This window comes from Streptomyces sp. NPDC003691 (assembly GCF_053981115.1).
This window is the reverse complement of sequence record NZ_JBSFNQ010000016.1, coordinates 38,364-55,905: the sequence shown is the minus strand read 5'-3', so window position 1 is coordinate 55,905 and position 17,542 is coordinate 38,364. Positions and strand designations below refer to the sequence as shown.

Below are 17,542 nucleotides of genomic sequence, written 5' to 3'. Positions count from 1 at the left end.
CGTGGAGAACCTGATTGCGCTGCTCATCGCGGCGCCCCTGTTCGGAGCGGCGGTGCTGCTGTGCGGCGGCCGCCGGCTCGACCGGGCCGGCCACTGGATCGGTACGGCGCTGGCGGCCGCTTCCTTCGTGGTCGGCGCGGTGCTCTTCGCCGATATGCTCGGCCGCCCCGCGGACGACCGGCTGCTGCACCAGAAGCTGTTCAGCTGGATCCCGGTCGAGGGCTTCCAGGCGGACATCGCCTTCCAGCTCGACCAGCTGTCGATGACCTTCGTACTGCTGATCACCGGTGTGGGCACACTGATCCACATCTACTCCATCGGCTATATGGAGCACGACGAGCGCCGGCGCCGCTTCTTCGGCTATCTGAACCTCTTCCTGGCGGCGATGCTGCTGCTGGTCCTCGCCGACAACTATCTGCTGCTGTACTTCGGCTGGGAGGGCGTCGGTCTCGCCTCGTACCTCCTGATCGGCTTCTGGCAGCACAAGCCCAGCGCGGCGACCGCGGCGAAGAAGGCGTTCCTGGTCAACCGGGTCGGCGACATCGGCCTCTCGATCGCCATCATGCTGATGTTCACCACCTTCGGCACCTTCGCCTTCGCCCCGGTGCTGGCCTCGGCCGACGAGGCGAACTCCGCGACGCTCACCGGTATCGGGCTGATGCTGCTCCTCGCCGCCTGCGGCAAGTCGGCGCAGGTACCGCTCCAGTCCTGGCTCGGGGACGCGATGGAGGGCCCGACCCCGGTCTCGGCCCTGATCCACGCGGCGACGATGGTGACCGCGGGCGTCTATCTGATCGTCCGCTCCGGCGCGATCTTCAACGCCTCGCCGGACGCCCAGCTCGTGGTGGTCATCGTCGGCGCCGTCACGCTGCTCTTCGGTGCGATCGTCGGTTGCGCCAAGGACGACATCAAGAAGGCCCTCGCCGGGTCGACGATGTCCCAGATCGGCTACATGATCCTGGCCGCCGGGCTCGGCCCGATCGGCTATGTCTTCGCGATCATGCACCTGGTGACGCACGGCTTCTTCAAGGCCGGGCTGTTCCTCGGCGCGGGCTCCGTGATGCACGGCATGAACGACGAGGTCGACATGCGGAAGTACGGCGGCCTGCGGAAGTACATGCCGGTCACCTTCGTCACCTTCGGCCTCGGCTATCTCGCCATCATCGGCTTCCCCGGGCTGTCCGGCTTCTTCTCCAAGGACCTGATCATCGAGGCCGCCTTCGCCAAGGGCGGCACCGAGGGCTGGATCCTCGGCGGGGTCACCCTGCTGGGCGCGGCCATCACCGCCTTCTACATGACCCGCGTGATGGTGCTGACCTTCTTCGGCGAGCAGCGCTGGCAGCCCGACGAGAAGGGTGAGCTGCCCCATCCGCACGAGTCCCCGAAGACCATGACGATCCCGATGATCGTGCTGGCCTTCGGCTCGGTCTTCGCGGGCGGCTTCTTCGCCATCGGCGACCGCTTCCTCCACTGGCTGGCCCCGGTCACCGGCGAGAGCCACGGCAATCCGCCGGTCAGCGCCCTCACCGTGACCGTCGCCACGGTCGTGGTGATGGTCGTCGGCGTCGGTATCGCCTGGGCGATGTACGGACGGCGGCCGGTGCCGGTCACCGCCCCGCGCGGTTCGCTGCTCACCCGGGCCGCCCGCCGCGACCTCCTCCAGGACGACTTCAACCATGTGGTCCTGGTCCGCGGCGGCGAGCACCTCACCCGCTCCCTGGTCTATGTCGACCACTCCCTGGTGGACGGCGTGGTCAACGGCACGGCGGCGTCCGTCGGCGGACTCTCCGGCCGGCTGCGCAAGCTCCAGAACGGCTACGTCCGCTCGTACGCCGTCTCGATGTTCGGAGGTACGGCGGTGCTGATCGCCGCGACCCTGCTGATGAGGGCGGTGTAACTGCGATGTCCTTCCCGCTCCTTACGGCGACGGCGGTGGTCCCGGCAGTCGGGGCGATCGTCACCGCCGCCGTGCCCGCGGCGCGCAAGGAGGCAGCCAAGTATCTGGCGCTGCTGTTCTCCCTGGCGACGCTGGTGCTGGCGGCGATCGTCCTGGTCCGGTTCGAACCGGGCGGGGCGCGCTATCAGCTGACCGAGTCCCGTGCGTGGATCGCCGACTTCGGCGTCCGGTACGAACTGGGCGTGGACGGTATCGGCGCGGTGATGATCGCGCTGACCGCGCTGCTGATCCCCTTCATCATCCTGGCCGGGTGGAACGACGCGGACCCGGTGGAGACCGGCAGTTCGCGCTGGCGTCCCACCCAGGGCTTCTTCGCCCTGATCCTGATGGTCGAGGCGATGGTGATCCTCTCCTTCGAGGCCACCGACGTCTTCCTCTTCTACATCCTCTTCGAAGCCATGCTCATCCCGATGTACTTCCTCATCGGAGGCTTCGGGGACCGGGCGCACCAGGGCACCGACGAGAACGCGGCCGCCCAGCGGTCCTACGCGGCGGTCAAGTTCCTGCTGTACAACCTGGTCGGCGGGCTGATCATGCTGGCCGCGGTGATCGGGCTCTATGTGGTCGCCGGGAGCTTCTCGCTCTCGGAGATCGCCGAGGCCCGGGCGAGCGGCCAGCTGGACATGGCGACCAACACCGAGCGGCTGCTGTTCCTCGGCTTCTTCTTCGCCTTCGCCATCAAGGCGCCGCTCTGGCCGCTGCACACCTGGCTGCCCAACGCGATGGGCGAGTCCACCGCGCCCGTCGCGGTGCTGATCACCGCCGTCGTCGACAAGGTCGGCACCTTCGCGATGCTCCGCTTCTGTCTCCAGCTCTTCCCGGAGGCATCGCAGTGGGCCACCCCGGTCATCATCGTGCTGGCGCTGGTCAGCATCGTCTACGGGGCGCTGCTCGCGGTCGGCCAGCGCGATATCAAGCGGCTGGTGGCCTATGCCTCCATCTCGCACTTCGGGTTCATCGTCCTGGGCATCTTCGCGATGACCTCCCAGGGGCAGTCCGGCGCCACGCTCTACATGGTCAACCACGGCATCTCGACGGCCGCGCTGATGCTGGTCGCCGGCTTCCTGATCTCCCGGCGCGGCTCCCGGCTCATCGCCGACTACGGCGGAGTGCAGAAGGTGGCGCCCGTTCTCGCGGGGACCTTCCTGATCGGCGGTCTGGCGACCCTGTCGCTGCCCGGGCTGGCGCCCTTCGTCTCCGAGTTCCTGGTGCTGGTGGGCACCTTCTCGCGCTATCCCGTCGCCGGGATCGTCGCGACCTCCGGCATCGTGCTGGCCGCGCTCTACGTCCTCGTCCTCTACCAGCGGACGATGACCGGCCCGGTCAAGGAGGAAGTCCGGAACATGCCCGATCTGCGGCCGCGTGAACTGGCCGTGATCACCCCGCTGATCGCGCTGCTCCTCCTCCTCGGTGTCTACCCCAAGCCGGTGACGGAGATCGTGAACCCGGCGGTGGAGCACACCCTGTCCGACGTACAGCAGAAGGACCCCCGGCCGGAGGTGGAGGCCAAGTGAGCCCGACATCTGTCCACACCCTGTGGACAACGGCGGCCGAGCCGATCGACAAGATCAACGCACCCGATATCGAGTACGGCCAGCTGGCACCCATCCTGATCGTCGTCAGCGCGGCGATCGTGGGCCTCCTGCTGGAGGCGTTCCTGCCGCGCAGGGCCCGCTACACCGCCCAGGTGGCGCTGGCCTCGGTGGCGCTCGTCGCCGCCTTCGCCGCGGTGATCGCCCTCGCCGAGGGCGGCTACGGCACCTCCAAGGTGAACATCGCCGCCATGGGCGCGATCGCGATCGACGGTCCGACGCTCTTCCTCCAGGGCACGATCCTGCTGGTCTCCCTGGTCGCCGTTTTCACCTTCGCGGAGCGCAAGCTCGACCCCGAGACCCACGGCAGCGCGGTCGACTCCTTCGTCGCCCAGGCCGCTGCCGTCCCCGGCAGCGACGGCGAGAAGGCGGCGGTCCGGGCGGGCTTCACCACCACCGAGGTCTATCCGCTGGCACTGTTCGCGGTCGCGGGCATGCTGGTCTTCCCGGCCGCCAACGACCTGCTGACGCTCTTCATCGCGCTGGAGGTCTTCTCCCTCCCGCTCTATCTGCTCTGCGCCCTCGCCCGGCGCAAGCGGCTGATGTCGCAGGAAGCGGCCGTCAAGTACTTCCTGCTCGGGGCGTTCTCCTCGGCGTTCCTGCTCTTCGGCGTCGCCCTGCTCTACGGCTACGCGGGCTCCGTCTCGTACGCGAAGATCGCCGATGTCGTGGACGGCAGCGTCCGGACCATCGACCCGGCGCTCGCCGGCACCATGGGCAACGACGCACTGCTGCTGATCGGTTCGGCGCTGGTCCTGATGGGCCTGCTCTTCAAGGTCGGCGCGGTCCCCTTCCATATGTGGACCCCGGACGTCTACCAGGGCGCCCCCACCCCGGTCACCGGCTTCATGGCCGCGGCGACCAAGGTGGCCGCCTTCGGGGCCCTGCTGCGCCTGATGTACGTGGTGCTGCCGGGCCTGAAGTGGGACTGGCGGCCGGTGCTGTGGGGCGTGGCGATCCTGACCATGCTGGCCGGCGCGATCATCGCCATCACCCAGACCGATATCAAGCGGCTGCTGGCCTACTCCTCCATCGCCCACGCCGGGTTCATCATGGCCGGTGTGATCGCGGTGTCGCCGGACGGCATCTCGTCCGTCCTCTTCTATCTGGGCGCCTACTCCTTTGTGACCCTCGGCGCCTTCGCGGTCGTCACCCTCGTCCGCGACGCGGGCGGCGAAGCCACCCATCTCTCCCAGTGGGCCGGCCTCGGCCGGCGCTCCCCCCTGGTGGCGGCGGTCTTCGCGATCTTCCTCCTGGCCTTTGCCGGAATCCCGCTCACCTCCGGCTTCTCCGGAAAGTTCGCCGTCTTCAAGGCGGCTGCGGAGAGCGGCGCCGGGGCGCTGGTCGTGGTCGGTGTGATCTCCTCCGCGATCGCCGCGTTCTTCTACATCCGGGTCATCGTGCTGATGTTCTTCAGCGAACCGAAGCCCAACGGCCCCACGGTCGCGGTCCCCTCGGCCCTGACCGTCGGCGCCATCGGCATCGGCGTCGCGGTCACCCTGGTCCTGGGCGTCGCCCCGCAGTACTTCCTGGACCTGGCGAACCAGGCGGGCGTCTTCGTCCGCTGACCCGGCCCGACGCGTACGCCCCGGGGCCCGGCATCCTGAATCGGATGCCGGGCCCCGGGGCGTCGGTGCGTGCGACTCAACCGCGCCGGGAGCGGCGGGGGGTGATCTCGGTGAGGTCGAGGTCGACCGGGAAGGGCACGGAGACCTTCAGCCGGTCGTGGAAGATGCCGGTGGCCACGTACTGCCCGGTGGCCGGCTCCCGTTCGAAGACGTAGACGACGGCCCGGCCCTCGTCGTTCTCCACCCGCCAGTAGTGGGGGATCCCGGCGCGGGCGTACTTGAGGGGCTTGGTCTCACGGTCCCGGCTGACGGATTCGGGGGAGACGACCTCGACGGCGAGAAGGACGGAGGAGGCGGGGAGTCGGGTCTGGCAAAGATCCGTGATCGCGTGCGCCTCCACCACCGAGACATCCGGTTCGGGCCGGTTCTGACGGTCGATGTCGATGGTGAACCGACAGAGTACTTCGCAGCCGGGCGGGGGCCGTTGCCCCAGTGCCCGGGCGAGGCAGCTGATCGTCCTGGTGTGGAACAGGTTCTGCCGACAGGCGAAGACCAGGCTGCCGTCGATCAGTTCCGTATGCGGGGGCAGGCCCGGGAGGGTATCCAGATCGTCCGCCGTCCAGCCGCCGTCCGGCGGCCTCGGCCAGCAGTGCTCCGGGCAGAGCCGTCCGAGTCCTGCTTCCGTATCGTCCGCCATACGCGCAGTGTGCCGATGCGATCAGCGCACCGGGCGGGAAGGGGGAGGACCCCCTTCCCGCGGGTGAACGAGTGACCGGAGCTGACGCCGTCCGGTTCAGCGGGACGGCGTGATGCGGCCCGTGACCTCGCCGAGGCCGGTGCGGGTGCCGTCGGGGCCCGGGGCCCAGGCGGTCAGGGTGACCGTGTCGCCGTCCTCCAGGAAGGTGCGCTTGCCGGTGGGGAGTTCGAGGGCGTCGCGGCCGTTCCAGGTCAGCTCCAGCAGGGAGCCCCGCTGGTGGAGCTCCGGGCCGCTGACCGTGCCGGAGGCGAAGAGGTCGCCCGTGCGCAGCGAGGCGCCGTTCACCGTCATATGGGCCAGCTGCTGGGCCGCCGTCCAGTACATGGTGGCGAACGGCGGCTCGGCGATCACCTCGCCGTTGACGGCGACCGAGATCCGGATGTCGAAGCCGCCCGGCTCCTCCTCGGCGGAGTCGTCGAGGTAGGGCAGCGGCGGGACGTCCCGGGCGGGCGGCGCGGTGCGGGCCGCGTCCAGGGCTTCGAGCGGGGTGACCCAGGCCGAGACCGAGGTGGCGAAGGACTTCCCGAGGAACGGGCCCAGCGGTACGTACTCCCATGCCTGGACGTCCCGCGCCGACCAGTCGTTGAGCAGCGAGAGCCCGAACACGTGCTCACGGAAGTCGGCGAGCGGCACCGGGCTGCCGGGCGCGGTCGGGGTACCGACGAGGAAGGCGACCTCCGCCTCGATGTCGAGCTTCGCCGACGGTCCGAACACGGGCGCCGGATCCGCCGGGGCCTTGCGCTGTCCCCGGGGCCGTACGATCTCCGTCCCCGAGACCACCACGGTGCCCGCGCGGCCGTGGTAACCGATCGGGAGGTGCTTCCAGTTGGGGGTCAGCGGCTCGCTGTCCGGGCGGAACATCCGGCCCACATTGGTGGCGTGGTGCTCGCTGGCGTAGAAGTCGACGTAGTCCGCGACCTCGTACGGGAGATGGAGCACCACGGAGTCCAGCGGGTGCAGCAGCGGCTCCACGGCGGCCCGGTGGGCGGGGACCGTCACCCAGGCGGTCAGTGCCCGGCGGACGTCCCGCCAGGTGGTGCGCCCGGCCGCGAGCAGGGGGTTGAGGGAGGGGCGGTCCAGGAGCGCGGCGTAGGGGGAGCCGAGGGCGAGTGCGGCCGCTCCCGCGTCGAGCACGTACCGTCCGATGCGGACACCGATCCGGCGGCGGTCCGGTTCGGCGGGGGTGGTGAAGACGCCGTAGGGGAGGTTGTGCGGGCCGAAGGGGTCGCCCTCCGCCAGGTCGAGCGGGCTCTGCTCGGACACGGTGCCTGCCTCGCTTTCCATGCTGCTCTCGGCGTTCGCGGGTTCGCGATTGCGGGTCACACGTTACGTGGGGGACGCACGGGACCGGCAGGGTGCCGCTATCCCGCCATCCGGGGGAAACGTTTCACCCAACTGCGGTGGAAGACCACCTCCCCGCGCGACGGTCCGCCCCCGCGGTGCTCCCGGCAGATCACCTCGTCCTCGGCGACGAAGTCCGCCGCGTCGCAGAAGAGGACCGAGCGGACCTCGACGGTGATGTCCCAGGCCGCTTCGGGCCGGTGGAAGCGGAGCGTCCGGGATGTTTCGGCGCGGGCGGAGAGCGGATCGTCCGACCGGACCGACCGCACCTCCCGGGCCTCCTCGAAGACTTCGAGACCGTCCGGGTGGACCCGGCTCGCGCCCTCCGCGCCCCAGCGGCGCGGGTCGGTGTCGAGCCGCCATTCGTCCGTGCCGAGGTCCCGGGTCAGGGCCCGTTCCGGGCGGCGTTCCCCGGGGGCGGTGAGCGGGGCCGGGGAGACGATGCCGAGCGGTTCCACCCGCTCCGGCGGACCCGGGTGCCGGGCCGGTGCCGCAGGGCCCCCGTACACCGGAAGGTCCAGCCGGGAGCCCTCCGGAAGCAGGACGAACCCGGCCGACGAGCCGGGCGCCGGCCAGACCCACGGCCAGTAGGCGGAGGAGACCGCGAGCCGGAGGCGGTGACCGGGCGGTACGGCGTACCCCGCCGCGGCCAGCTCCAGCGGCACGTCCTCGACCGCCCCCGGGGGCCAGGCGCGGGACCGCTCGGGGCCGTGGCGGGCCGCCAGGTTCAGCACACCCCGGGTGATCAGCGAGGACGAGCCGTCGGGCGCGAGATCGCACAGCCGTACGGCGAGCTGCCCGTGGGGGACGTCCATCCGGAGCCGCAGCGTCACCCGGGGGCGGCCCAGCACGGTGACGCCGTCACCCGGGACGGGGAATTCGAAGCACACGGAGCGCGCGTCCTCCTCCCGCTGATCGGGCGGAAGATCCGACGTCCGGCCCGTCTCCGGGAGGGGGCGGCCCGCGTCCGCGCCGGTGTGCTGCGGGGAGACGACGGGGACGGGGGTGCCCCGGAGGGCGAAGGAGACCGTCCGGATGTCCGGGGAAGGCCAGACGGGGAGCGCGATCCAGCGGCCGGGGGATGGGGAGGGGGAGAGGTCGGGGGAGGGTGCGCCGGGCGTGGTGGCGCCGGGCGTCTCGCCGGGCTCGGCGGGGGTGGTGGGGCCCCTGGGGGTGGTCGAGGACATGGCGCCGGGGCCGGTGATACGGACCAGCAGCGCGGGGTCGGGGGAGGGTTCGGGCCCGTTGTCGGAAGGGACGACGGGTGCGGCGCGGCGTGGGGCCGGTCCGGGCGGGGTGTCACCGGCCCCGCCGTCACCGGGGGCCGGTCCGGCCGGGGCGGGGCCGTACCCGGGAAGAGGGGAGGGGGCGCGGCCGGGGCGCCCGGCCGCCGGGGGTGCGGGGTTCAGATGCCGTTCCCACCAGCGCAGCGTCTCGTGGAGGAAACCGGTCGCGGGGCCCGGCCCCGGCTCGTCGGGGTAATGGTGCGCCCAGGGGCCGATCAGCCCCCGCACCCGGTCCGGGGGCAGGGCGTCCAGCAGCGCGAGCACGGTGTCGCGGAAGGGGGAGTACCAGCCGCTCACGGCGAGCACGGCGGCCCGGACCGAGCCGGTGGCGGGCCCCGCGGCGGGCCCGGGCCCCGGGCCCGCCGCGGGCGCCGACCAGACGCCCCAGTGGTCGTCGCGGAGCTGGTGCGCCAGGGCGCCGTACAGCGGTGGCTCCACCGCCGCCGTCCGGGCCGTCCACAGTTCCCGCCAGCGGTCCCCCGCGTACAGCGGGTCCGGCGGGGCACAGAGCGCGGCCAGCAGTGCCGTGGAGCGCGCGTGCAGGGCGTCGGCCGCGACGGCGCCGCCGAGCAGGGCGCCGTCCTCGCCGTACGGGTCGAGACAGGCGTCGGCCACGACGACCGCCCGGAGCCCCTCCGGGGCCAGCGCCGCGGTCCGCAGGGCGATCGCGGCACCCGGCCCCAGACCGAACATGCCGATCCGGCCGTTGCTCCACGGCAGCGCCGCCAGCTCTCCGACGACCCGGGCGGCGTCCGCGGCGTCCGCCGCCGCGTCGAGGGCGAGCGAGCGCCCGGACCCGCCCCACCGGCCGGTCGGCAGGCCCTCGCCGGCGCCGTGGCCCCGGGCATCGACGCGTACGGAGGCATAGCCGTGGGCCGCGTACCAGGGATGACGCCGGGCGTCGCGGGCCGCGGTGGCATCGGTGAGCCGCTCGGGGGCGTATTCGAGCAGCACGGGGACGGGGGTGTCGGTGACCGGGCGCCGGACCCGGGCATGGAGATGGACGCCGTCGGCGAGCGGGATACGGAGGTCGTCCTGCCGGATTTCGTACGGCCCTGCTTCCGGTCCTGCTTCCGGTCCTGCTTCCGGCCCGGCTCCCGTTCCCGGTCCGGTTCCTGGCCAGGCTCCCGGCCCGGCGTCCGTTCCCGTTCCCGTTCCCGCCCCGGCTTCCGGCCCGGCGGCGGAGACGGCCCCGGAGCCGGGCCGGTCATGGCCGTGCGGGCCGGGGGTGTACGGTCCGTGGGCGGGCGCCGGGCCGGTACGGGTGGGGTCGTCGTGAGAGGTGTGGTCGTACGGTTCGGGGTGCTGGCGCATGGCGTGGCCTCGGTGCGCGGGTACGGGTGCGCCCTGGCGGCGGTCCGGAGCCGTCCGGTCCCCGGTCGGGGGCCGGGAAACGGGCTCGGGACGGGGCCGGAACGGGCCGTCCCGGCGGCGTCTCCGGGACCGCCCCGGAGCCGTTCGCGGGGGCGGGCGAAGCGGCCGTCGTCGATACCGCCGAAAGGGCTCACCTCTGGTCGTATCTACTGATCACGAACATACCGGCGGCGGCGGGAAGGCGCCCACGGTGATCCAAACGCGACCGGATACGCTGACTTGAGTGAATCCGGAGACACATCGACAATCCGTGTGATTATCAGCAGACAGGAGACCCCCTCGTGACCGTCGTCGGACCGTTCGGGCTGAGCGTGCGGGACCAGGCTCTCGAAGCCGATGTCCAGAACGGACTGTCGGCCGTGGAGGCGGGTCTGCTCGAAGCCACCAAGAGCGAGGTGCCGTTCATCACCGAGGCGGCCCAGCATCTGGTGCGCGCCGGGGGCAAGCGCTTTCGGCCGCTGCTGGTGATGCTCGCGGCGCAGTTCGGCGATCCGCACGCGCCCGGAATCGTACCCTCCGCCGTCGTCGTCGAGCTGACCCATCTGGCGACGCTCTACCACGACGACGTGATGGACGAGGCCGACGTCCGGCGCGGGGTGCCCAGTGCCAACGCCCGCTGGGGCAACTCCGTCGCCGTCCTCACCGGCGACTTCCTCTTCGCCCGCGCCTCCCATATCCTCGCCGATCTCGGTCCCGAGGCCGTCCGTATCCAGGCCGAGGCATTCGAGCGGCTGGTCACCGGCCAGATCCTGGAGACCGCGGGACCGCGCGACGGACGCGACCCGGTCGAGCACTACCTGGACGTCATCGGCGGGAAGACGGGTTCGCTGATCGCGGTCTCCGGCCGCTTCGGCGCGATGATGTCCGGCGCCGACGAGGGCGTCACGGACATCCTCACCCAGTACGGCGAGCGTCTCGGGGTGGCCTTCCAGCTCGCCGACGACGTCCTCGACATCGCCAGCGACTCCCACGAGTCCGGCAAGACGCCCGGGACCGACCTCCGCGAGGGCATCCCCACCCTGCCGGTGCTCCACCTCCGGGCCCGGGCCGCGGCTGAGGGCCGTCCCGAGGACCTGGCGCTGGTCGCGCTCCTCGACGGCGATCTGACGGACGACGCACGGCACGCCGAGGTGCTCGCCGGGCTGCGCGCCCACCCCGCCCTGGAGCGCGCCCGGAAGGACACCATCCGGTACGCCGAGGAGGCCCGCGCGATGCTGGCCCCGCTGCCGGAGTGCTATGCGAAGGCCGCGCTGGAAGAGCTGTGCGACGCGGTGGTGCACCGGGCGGGCTGAGCGGCCCTTCCACCCGCCGCCGGGCCGAGCGGCCCCTTCCCCCGCCGCCGGGCCCGAGCGGCCCTTCCGCCCGCTGCCGGGCCGCGCCGACGCGGTCTGCCGTTCCGGCGTCCGTCCGGTCAGACTTGCTCCCATGACCTCGACGAAGACCTCTCCGACGGCGGACCCGGCCACCGACCGACTGCTCTCCCGCTTCACCGAGGAACTGCGGTCCGTGGTGCGGCCGGTCGCGGTCTGGGCCCATGGATCCGTCGCCGCGGGCACGGACTACCGTCCCGGCCGCTCCGACCTGGACCTGATCGCGGTTGTCGAACGGCCGTGCACCCGGCAGGAGGAGCGGCGGCTCGCCGCCTTCCACCGCGGCCTGGAGGGCGCCGGGCCGGTCGCGGAGAAGCTGCACTGCAGCTATGTCGCCGTGACGGAACTGGCGGACCCCCGGCACGAGCACCTGACCTGGGCCCACCGGGAGCTGTTCCGGCGGCCCGTCACCCCCGTCACCCGGAGCGAACTCCACCGCTTCGGCCTGGTACTGGACGGCCTGCCGCCGACGGGGCTCCTCCCCGAGGTGACGGAGCGGCAGCTCCGGGAGTTCATCGTGCGGGACCTGACGGAGTACTGGCTGCCGCACCTCGACGACGAGAAGCTGTTCCACGCCGACATTTGGGTCGACTTCGGGATGCTGACCCTCGCCCGGGCCGTGGTCACCCTCCGGGACGGCCGGCTGATCAGCAAGGCCGAGGCGCTCGGTGTCCTGGCCCGGCTCGGCGCCCCCGCCGCGGTCGTCGCGGACGTACGGCGGCGGAGGTACGCCGACGACCCGGCCGGCGCCTCGGACGAATGGCGGGCCCGGCGGGCCGAGCTGACCCTGGAGTTCCTGCGGCCCCGGGTCCACCGCATAGCCGCAGGCCACGACTTCGGCGGGGCGCCGGACCCGGACTCCGCAACAGGGATGCCCCCGACGCCGGTCCCGGGGTTCTCCCCCATACGAGGGGGCTGAACGGGGGAGCCGGGGCCCCGGCCGTCATCCTTCAGCAGTACGCCCAATTGCTCCCGCGGATTGACGCCCGGACGCCGGTGATTTGGTCAGATGGAACCACTGCTCGGGAAGCACGGCACAGCACTGCAGGGCATGCACACCGTCGCGCCGCACGCGACAGCGCCGGACCACGGCGCGCGCACGGCGGCGCCTCGCACCGCACCGGCACTGCGCCGTACCGCTTCCGAACGACCACGTGAACCACGTGACCACGGAGGTAGGCCACACCATGGCACCGAACGACGACAGCGCACGGACCGGCCAGGAGACGGGGGAGCCCGGCAACCGGCGTCGCCGCGCGGCGCGCTACGCCCTTCCGGTGGCGGTCGCCGGAGTCGCGGCGGCGACCATCGGGCTCGTCCCGGCCCTCGCCGCCTCCGGAGACCCGGACCTGCCGCAGATCACCGCCCAGGAGCTGATCGAGAAGATCGCGGCCTCCGACACCCAGCAGCTGTCCGGCTCGGTGAAGATCAGCACTGATCTCGGGCTCCCCGGTATCGCGGATGTCGCGGGCTCCTTCCTCGGCGGCGCGGGCCACGGCGGCGGGGGCGCCGGCAAGGACGGCGGGGGTTCGTCGGCGGCCCCGGACGCCAAGCTGGCGCAGCTGGCCACCGGCAAGCACACCCTGCGGGTGGCGATCGACGGCCCCGAGCGGCAGAAGGTGTCGATCGTCGAGAAGACCTCCGAGTACAGCCTGATCCGCAACGGCGACGAGGTGTGGGCGTACGACAGCGCCTCGAACGAGGTCTTCCACCACAAGGGCACCGGGACCGGCGGCGGGAAGGCCGGGAGCGGGAAGGCCGGCGGCGCGGCGAAGCACTCCACCGCGCCGAAGGAGCTGCCCACGCCCAAGACGCTCGCCGCCGAGGTGCTGAAGGCCGCCGAGAAGTCGACATCGGTCACGGTCGACGGCACGGTCCGGGTCGCCGGGCGCTCCGCCTACCAGCTCGTCGTCGAGCCGAAGGGGAGCGGATCGACGATCGGTTCGGTGAAGATCGCGGTCGACTCGAAGACCGGAACGCCGCTGAAGTTCACCGTCGTTCCGTTCTCCGGGGGCAAGGCCGCCGTCGACGTCGGCTTCACCAAGGTCGACTTCGGTAAGCCCGCCGCCTCGAACTTCGCGTTCACCCCGCCCAAGGGCGCCACCGTGAAGGACGCGGAGGACCTGCGGAAGGAAGCGGAGAAGGCCGGCGCGGCCGCGGAGAAGAAGGCGGACGGCAAAGGGCGGAACGGCGGCTTCGGCCCCGGATCCGGCTTCGGCGGCCTGGGCGACCTCGGCGGTCTCGGCGAGTCCGGCGACACCAAGGTGATCGGCGAGGGCTGGAACGCCGTCGCCAGGATCGGCACCCCGGCCGCCGCGGGTGCCACCGGCTCCGGGGGCGGCGCGCTGCCGCCGGAGGCCGACAAGCTCCTCGGCTCCTTCAGCGACTCGGTCAGCGGGAAGTTCGGCTCGGGCACGGTCTTCAAGACCCGCCTGGTCAATGCCCTGATGACGGACGACGGCACGGTGTACGTGGGTGCCGTCACCAAGGACGCGCTGGTGAAGGCGGCGAACGCCGACCGCTAGAACGTGCCGGCGGAGTAGCGCCGTCCGTCCGGAGGCGGACCCTGCGCGGGCCGGCCGGATCCCCCGGGTGCCGCCTTCGGGCGGTGCCCGGGGGTATGCGCCTGTCCGCCCGGCCGGTGCGCCGCGGGCGTACGGTGGACGGAACCGGCGGCCGGTCCCGGGTGCCGGGCGTCCGGGGGCGTACCCGGGCGGGCGCGGGCATGACGTACGGCGGGAATCGGGGGACGGAATGACAGCGGTCATCGAGACGCGGGGGCTCACCAAGCGCTTCCGGGGCGGCCAGCTCGCCGTCGACCGGCTCGACCTCACCGTGCCCGCCGGCAGCGTCTTCGGCTTCCTCGGGCCGAACGGCTCGGGCAAGACCACCACCATCCGGATGCTGATGGGGCTGATCGAACCGACCGCCGGCCGGGCGACGGTGCTCGGCGAGGCGATGCCCGCCGCGGCCGGCCGGGTCCTGCCGAAGGTGGGCGCGCTGATCGAGGGCCCGGCTCTCTACGGCTTCCTCAGCGGCCGGGACAATCTGCTCCGGTTCGACGCCGCGGACCCCACCGCCGACCCCCGCACCCGGCGCGCCCGGGTCGCCGCCGCCCTGGAACGGGTGGGCCTGGCCCCGGCGGCGGAGAAGAAGGCCAAGGCGTACTCCCTGGGGATGAAACAGCGCCTCGGACTGGCCGCGGCCCTGCTGCGGCCCCGGCAGCTCCTCGTACTCGACGAGCCGACGAACGGGCTCGACCCGCAGGGCATGCGGGAGATCAGGGCCCTCGTCAGGGAACTCGCCGCCGACGGCACGACCGTCTTCCTCTCCTCCCACCTCCTCGACGAGATCGAACAGGTCTGTACCCATGCCGCGGTGATGGCCCGGGGCAGACTGCTCACCCAGGGCTCCGTCGCCGAACTGGCGGCGCGGGCCCGGGGGCGGCTGACCGTGCTCACACCGGATACGGAGGAGGCCGCCCGGGTGCTCAAGGAACGGGGCATCACCGAGGTCGCCGCCGAAGCCGGGAGCGACCGGGTCACCGGCGATCCGCCGGGCCCCGGGGCCGAACTCGCGGAGCTGACCGCGGCGCTGGTCGCGGCGGGGGTGCGGGTGCGCGGATTCGGGGTGGAGCGGGCGTCGCTGGAGGACGCGTTCGTGGCGCTGACGGGAGAGGGATTCGATGTCGCGGGCTGAGACGGACCGGCCGGTGCCGGACCCGGTGACGGGGCCGGTGCCGGGTCCGGGCCTGGTGGCGGATCCGGTGGTGGATCCGGTGGTGGAGGGGCCCGCCGCGGTCGCCGGGACCGGGGGCGCCGGGGGCGCGGAGGCCCGCGGGGCGCTGTGGACGCTGGGGCTGTTCCGCTCGGAGCTGCTGATCACCCTGCGCCGCTGGCGCACGATCGCCCTGCTCGGGGTGCTCGCCGCCGTACCGGTGCTGATCGGTGTCGCCGTACGGATCGAGACCGGCGGGGGAGGCGGCGGTGGCGGCGGCGAGGGCGGTGGGGAAGGCCCCGCTTTTATCTCCCAGGTCACCAACAACGGTCTGTTCCTGGTCTTCGCCGCGCTCGCCGCCACACTGCCGGTGTTCCTGCCGATGGCGGTCGGGGTGATCGCGGGCGACGCGGTCGCGGGGGAGTCGGCCTCCGGCACCCTGCGGTATCTGCTGGTCGCCCCCGCCGGACGGACCCGGCTGCTGCTCGCCAAGTTCACGACGGCGCTGGCGTTCTGCCTGCTGGCGACCTTTGTCGTGGCGGCGTCCGCGCTGGTGGTCGGGGCGGTCCTGTTCCCCCTCGGGGACGTCACGACGATCTCGGGGACGCGGATCTCCTTCGCGGACGGGCTGCTGCGGGCCGCGGCGGTCGCCCTGGTCGTCGCGCTCTCACTGGCGGGGGTCGCCGCGCTCGGGATCTTCGTCTCCACCCTGACCGGCAGCGGGATCGCGGCCATGGCCACCACCGTCGGCCTGGTGATCACCGTGCAGATCCTGGGCTCGATCCCGCAGTTGGACGTGGTCCACCCGTATCTCTTCCCGAACTACTGGCTGTCCTTCTCGGATCTGCTGCGCGATCCGGTCCACTGGGCCGAAATCCGGAAGAACCTGGGGCTCCAGGCGCTGTATGTCGCGGTGCTGGGATCGGCGGCCTGGGCGCGGTTCACCACCAAGGACATCACGGCCTGACGGCCCGGGCGCACCGGCCGGGCCGCACACGACCGCATGCGCGTGTCCAGGGGACACACGCATGCGGCGGTGGGGGGCGGCGGGTCCGGGGCGGCCCTCGCGGGCCGCGGCCGGGGCCCTGGCTAGAAGGTCAGCTTCCAGCTGTTGATGTAGCCGGTGTCCTGGGCGCCGATGTCCTGGACGCGCAGCTTCCAGTCGCCGTTGGCGGCCTCGGCGGAGGCGTTGACCGTATAGGTCGCGATGACGTTGTCCGCGGAGTCGTTGCCGCTGGAGTTCTTCAGCCGGTAGGCCGTACCGTCCGGGGCGAGCAGATCGACCACCAGGTCGCCGCGCCAGGTGTGCCGGATGTCGACGCCGACGGAGAGAGCGGCGGGCGCGTTGCCGGTCCGGCCGGAGACGGTGACCGTGGAGGTCACGGCCGCGCCGTTGTCCGGGATCGCGACATCGGCGGTGTTCTCGTAGACGTCGCCCGGCGGGACCGATCCGGTGCCCAGGGTCCAGATCGCATGCGCGACCGCGTCGCTGTTCCGGTCGAGGGCGGTGTCGTTGATGTTCGCCGTGGTGTCGCAGGAGGAGTGGTAGCAGCGGTCGAACGCCTGGCCCGAGGTGCCGCCCCACTTCTGTGCCTGCGCGGCGGTCTTGGTCCGGCCCGCCCCGGTGAACAGCCCGCCGACCCGGATGCCCACGTTCTTGAAGGAGGCGTGGTCCGAGCGTCCGTCGCCCTCGGTCTCGATCTCGGTGGGGACGCCGAGTCCGGCGAAGTAGTCCTTGAAGACCTTCTCCAGCTGGACGTCGTCGTCATAGACGAAGTAACCGGGGTTCGGGGACCCGACCATGTCGAAGTTGAGATACGAGGAGACCTTGGCGCGCTCGGCGGTCGGCAGGTTGTTCACGTAGTAGCGGGAGCCGACCAGGCCGACCTCCTCCGCGCCCCACCAGCCGAACCGCAGGTGCTTGGTGGGCTGGAGCCCGGCCCGGGATACCGCGAGGGCCGTTTCGAGGACGGCGGCGGAGCCGGAGCCGTTGTCGTTGATCCCGGCGCCCGTGCTCACGGAGTCCAGATGGGCCCCCGCCATGAGGACCTGGTTGGGGTCGCCGCCGGGCCAGTCGGCTATCAGGTTGTAGCCGGTGGCACCGCCCGAGGTGAACTGCTGGATGGTGGTCGTGTATCCGGCCGCGTCCAGCTTGCCCTTCACATAGTCCAGCGAGGCGCGGTAGCCCGGGCGGCCGTGCGCGCGGTTGCCGCCGTTCGCCGCGGCGATCGACTGGAACTGGGTGAGGTGCGCCTTCACATTGGCGAGCGGTATGTCGGGCGGGGCGAGGGCCGCCGCGGTGGTCGTCGGGGCGGCCGTGGTGGCGCCGGCCGGTGCTGTCGCCGCCGGGGTGGCGGTGGCGAGCAGCCCGGCCAGGGCTATCGCGGCCCCGGCGACGGCGCGCCCGGATATGCCGGAAAGGCTGGGTGCGGAGAGTCTCATGTGGGGGCTCCGGAGCTTCCGTACGGGGACAGGACGGAGTGAGCGGACCGCACCGGAGTGGCGGATTCCGGGGCGTTGGAGCGGGTGGTGCGCGGTGCTCAGAGTCCGGGAGAGCCCGATGGACCGTCAAGAGCAGAA

Annotated in this window: 12 protein-coding genes; 8 read left to right on the top strand and 4 right to left on the bottom strand. The window is 72.2% G+C overall.

Annotated elements, in window-relative coordinates:
- Window position 1: 1 nt before the first annotated feature.
- From nuoL to nuoN, 3 genes are read left to right on the top strand one after another with little or no spacing between them, the layout of a single operon-like run.
- Window positions 2-1,897 carry an NADH-quinone oxidoreductase subunit L gene (nuoL, locus tag ACWDR0_RS10840; RefSeq protein WP_456351310.1) on the top strand — a complete coding sequence of 632 codons (1,896 nt, stop codon included), beginning with the start codon at window positions 2-4 and terminating at the stop codon, window positions 1,895-1,897.
- A 5-nt stretch (window positions 1,898-1,902) separates the two neighbouring features.
- A complete protein-coding gene (locus ACWDR0_RS10835) occupies window positions 1,903-3,471 on the top strand; it encodes an NADH-quinone oxidoreductase subunit M (RefSeq protein WP_456351309.1) in 1,569 nt (522 codons plus the stop codon).
- Window positions 3,468-5,117: an NADH-quinone oxidoreductase subunit NuoN gene (gene nuoN, locus ACWDR0_RS10830; RefSeq protein WP_456351308.1), complete on the top strand. Its 1,650-nt coding sequence runs from the start codon at window positions 3,468-3,470 to the stop codon at window positions 5,115-5,117. Before ACWDR0_RS10835 ends, nuoN begins: the two co-directional genes overlap by 4 nt.
- A 76-nt stretch (window positions 5,118-5,193) precedes the next feature.
- On the opposite strand, the gene ACWDR0_RS10825 is transcribed toward nuoN, so the two are convergent.
- The 3 genes from ACWDR0_RS10825 to ACWDR0_RS10815 form a co-directional block, all read right to left on the bottom strand.
- Window positions 5,194-5,814 carry a Uma2 family endonuclease gene (locus ACWDR0_RS10825; protein WP_456351307.1) on the bottom strand — a complete coding sequence of 207 codons (621 nt, stop codon included), beginning with the start codon at window positions 5,812-5,814 and terminating at the stop codon, window positions 5,194-5,196.
- A 96-nt stretch (window positions 5,815-5,910) separates the two neighbouring features.
- Window positions 5,911-7,158, bottom strand: a complete 1,248-nt coding sequence (gene fahA, locus ACWDR0_RS10820) for a fumarylacetoacetase (protein ID WP_456351306.1) — start codon at window positions 7,156-7,158, stop codon at window positions 5,911-5,913.
- A 77-nt stretch (window positions 7,159-7,235) separates the two neighbouring features.
- Window positions 7,236-9,815, bottom strand: a complete 2,580-nt coding sequence (locus ACWDR0_RS10815; RefSeq protein WP_456351305.1) for a CocE/NonD family hydrolase — start codon at window positions 9,813-9,815, stop codon at window positions 7,236-7,238.
- Window positions 9,816-10,156: 341 nt separating this feature from the next.
- On the opposite strand from ACWDR0_RS10815, the gene ACWDR0_RS10810 reads away from it, so the two are divergent.
- The 5 genes from ACWDR0_RS10810 (at window position 10,157) to ACWDR0_RS10790 (ending at window position 15,929) form a co-directional block, all read left to right on the top strand.
- The gene (locus ACWDR0_RS10810; RefSeq protein WP_456351304.1) at window positions 10,157-11,167 is read left to right on the top strand and encodes a polyprenyl synthetase family protein; all 1,011 of its coding nucleotides are present in this window, start codon (window positions 10,157-10,159) and stop codon (window positions 11,165-11,167) included.
- 133 nt (window positions 11,168-11,300) lie between these two features.
- Window positions 11,301-12,164 carry a nucleotidyltransferase domain-containing protein gene (locus ACWDR0_RS10805; protein ID WP_456351303.1) on the top strand — a complete coding sequence of 288 codons (864 nt, stop codon included), beginning with the start codon at window positions 11,301-11,303 and terminating at the stop codon, window positions 12,162-12,164.
- Window positions 12,165-12,432: 268 nt separating this feature from the next.
- Window positions 12,433-13,770, top strand: a complete 1,338-nt coding sequence (locus ACWDR0_RS10800) for a LolA family protein (RefSeq protein WP_456351302.1) — start codon at window positions 12,433-12,435, stop codon at window positions 13,768-13,770.
- 229 nt (window positions 13,771-13,999) lie between these two features.
- Window positions 14,000-14,944, top strand: a complete 945-nt coding sequence (locus tag ACWDR0_RS10795) for an ABC transporter ATP-binding protein (RefSeq protein ID WP_456351301.1) — start codon at window positions 14,000-14,002, stop codon at window positions 14,942-14,944.
- Complete coding sequence (locus ACWDR0_RS10790; protein ID WP_456351300.1) at window positions 14,931-15,929, top strand: ABC transporter permease; 999 nt, start codon at window positions 14,931-14,933, stop codon at window positions 15,927-15,929. The genes ACWDR0_RS10795 and ACWDR0_RS10790 overlap by 14 nt, the downstream gene beginning before the upstream one ends.
- Window positions 15,930-16,051: 122 nt before the next feature.
- Here ACWDR0_RS10790 and ACWDR0_RS10785 read toward each other — a convergent pair whose 3' ends face one another.
- Window positions 16,052-17,404 (bottom strand): M28 family metallopeptidase, encoded by a 1,353-nt coding sequence (locus tag ACWDR0_RS10785; protein ID WP_456351299.1) that lies wholly within the window; start codon window positions 17,402-17,404, stop codon window positions 16,052-16,054.
- Between the last annotated feature and the right edge of the window lie 138 nt (window positions 17,405-17,542).

Bases quoted from the DNA above. Each gene is read 5' to 3' on its own strand.
- ACWDR0_RS10790 (WP_456351300.1), top strand. From the start codon at position 14,931: ATGTCGCGGGCTGAGACGGACCGGCCGGTGCCGGACCCGGTGACGGGG.
- ACWDR0_RS10805 (WP_456351303.1), top strand. From the start codon at position 11,301: ATGACCTCGACGAAGACCTCTCCGACGGCGGACCCGGCCACCGACCGA.
- ACWDR0_RS10785 (WP_456351299.1), bottom strand. From the start codon at position 17,404: ATGAGACTCTCCGCACCCAGCCTTTCCGGCATATCCGGGCGCGCCGTC.
- ACWDR0_RS10835 (WP_456351309.1), top strand. From the start codon at position 1,903: ATGTCCTTCCCGCTCCTTACGGCGACGGCGGTGGTCCCGGCAGTCGGG.
- ACWDR0_RS10800 (WP_456351302.1), top strand. From the start codon at position 12,433: ATGGCACCGAACGACGACAGCGCACGGACCGGCCAGGAGACGGGGGAG.
- ACWDR0_RS10815 (WP_456351305.1), bottom strand. From the start codon at position 9,815: ATGCGCCAGCACCCCGAACCGTACGACCACACCTCTCACGACGACCCC.
- ACWDR0_RS10795 (WP_456351301.1), top strand. From the start codon at position 14,000: ATGACAGCGGTCATCGAGACGCGGGGGCTCACCAAGCGCTTCCGGGGC.
- ACWDR0_RS10825 (WP_456351307.1), bottom strand. From the start codon at position 5,814: ATGGCGGACGATACGGAAGCAGGACTCGGACGGCTCTGCCCGGAGCAC.
- fahA (WP_456351306.1), bottom strand. From the start codon at position 7,158: ATGGAAAGCGAGGCAGGCACCGTGTCCGAGCAGAGCCCGCTCGACCTG.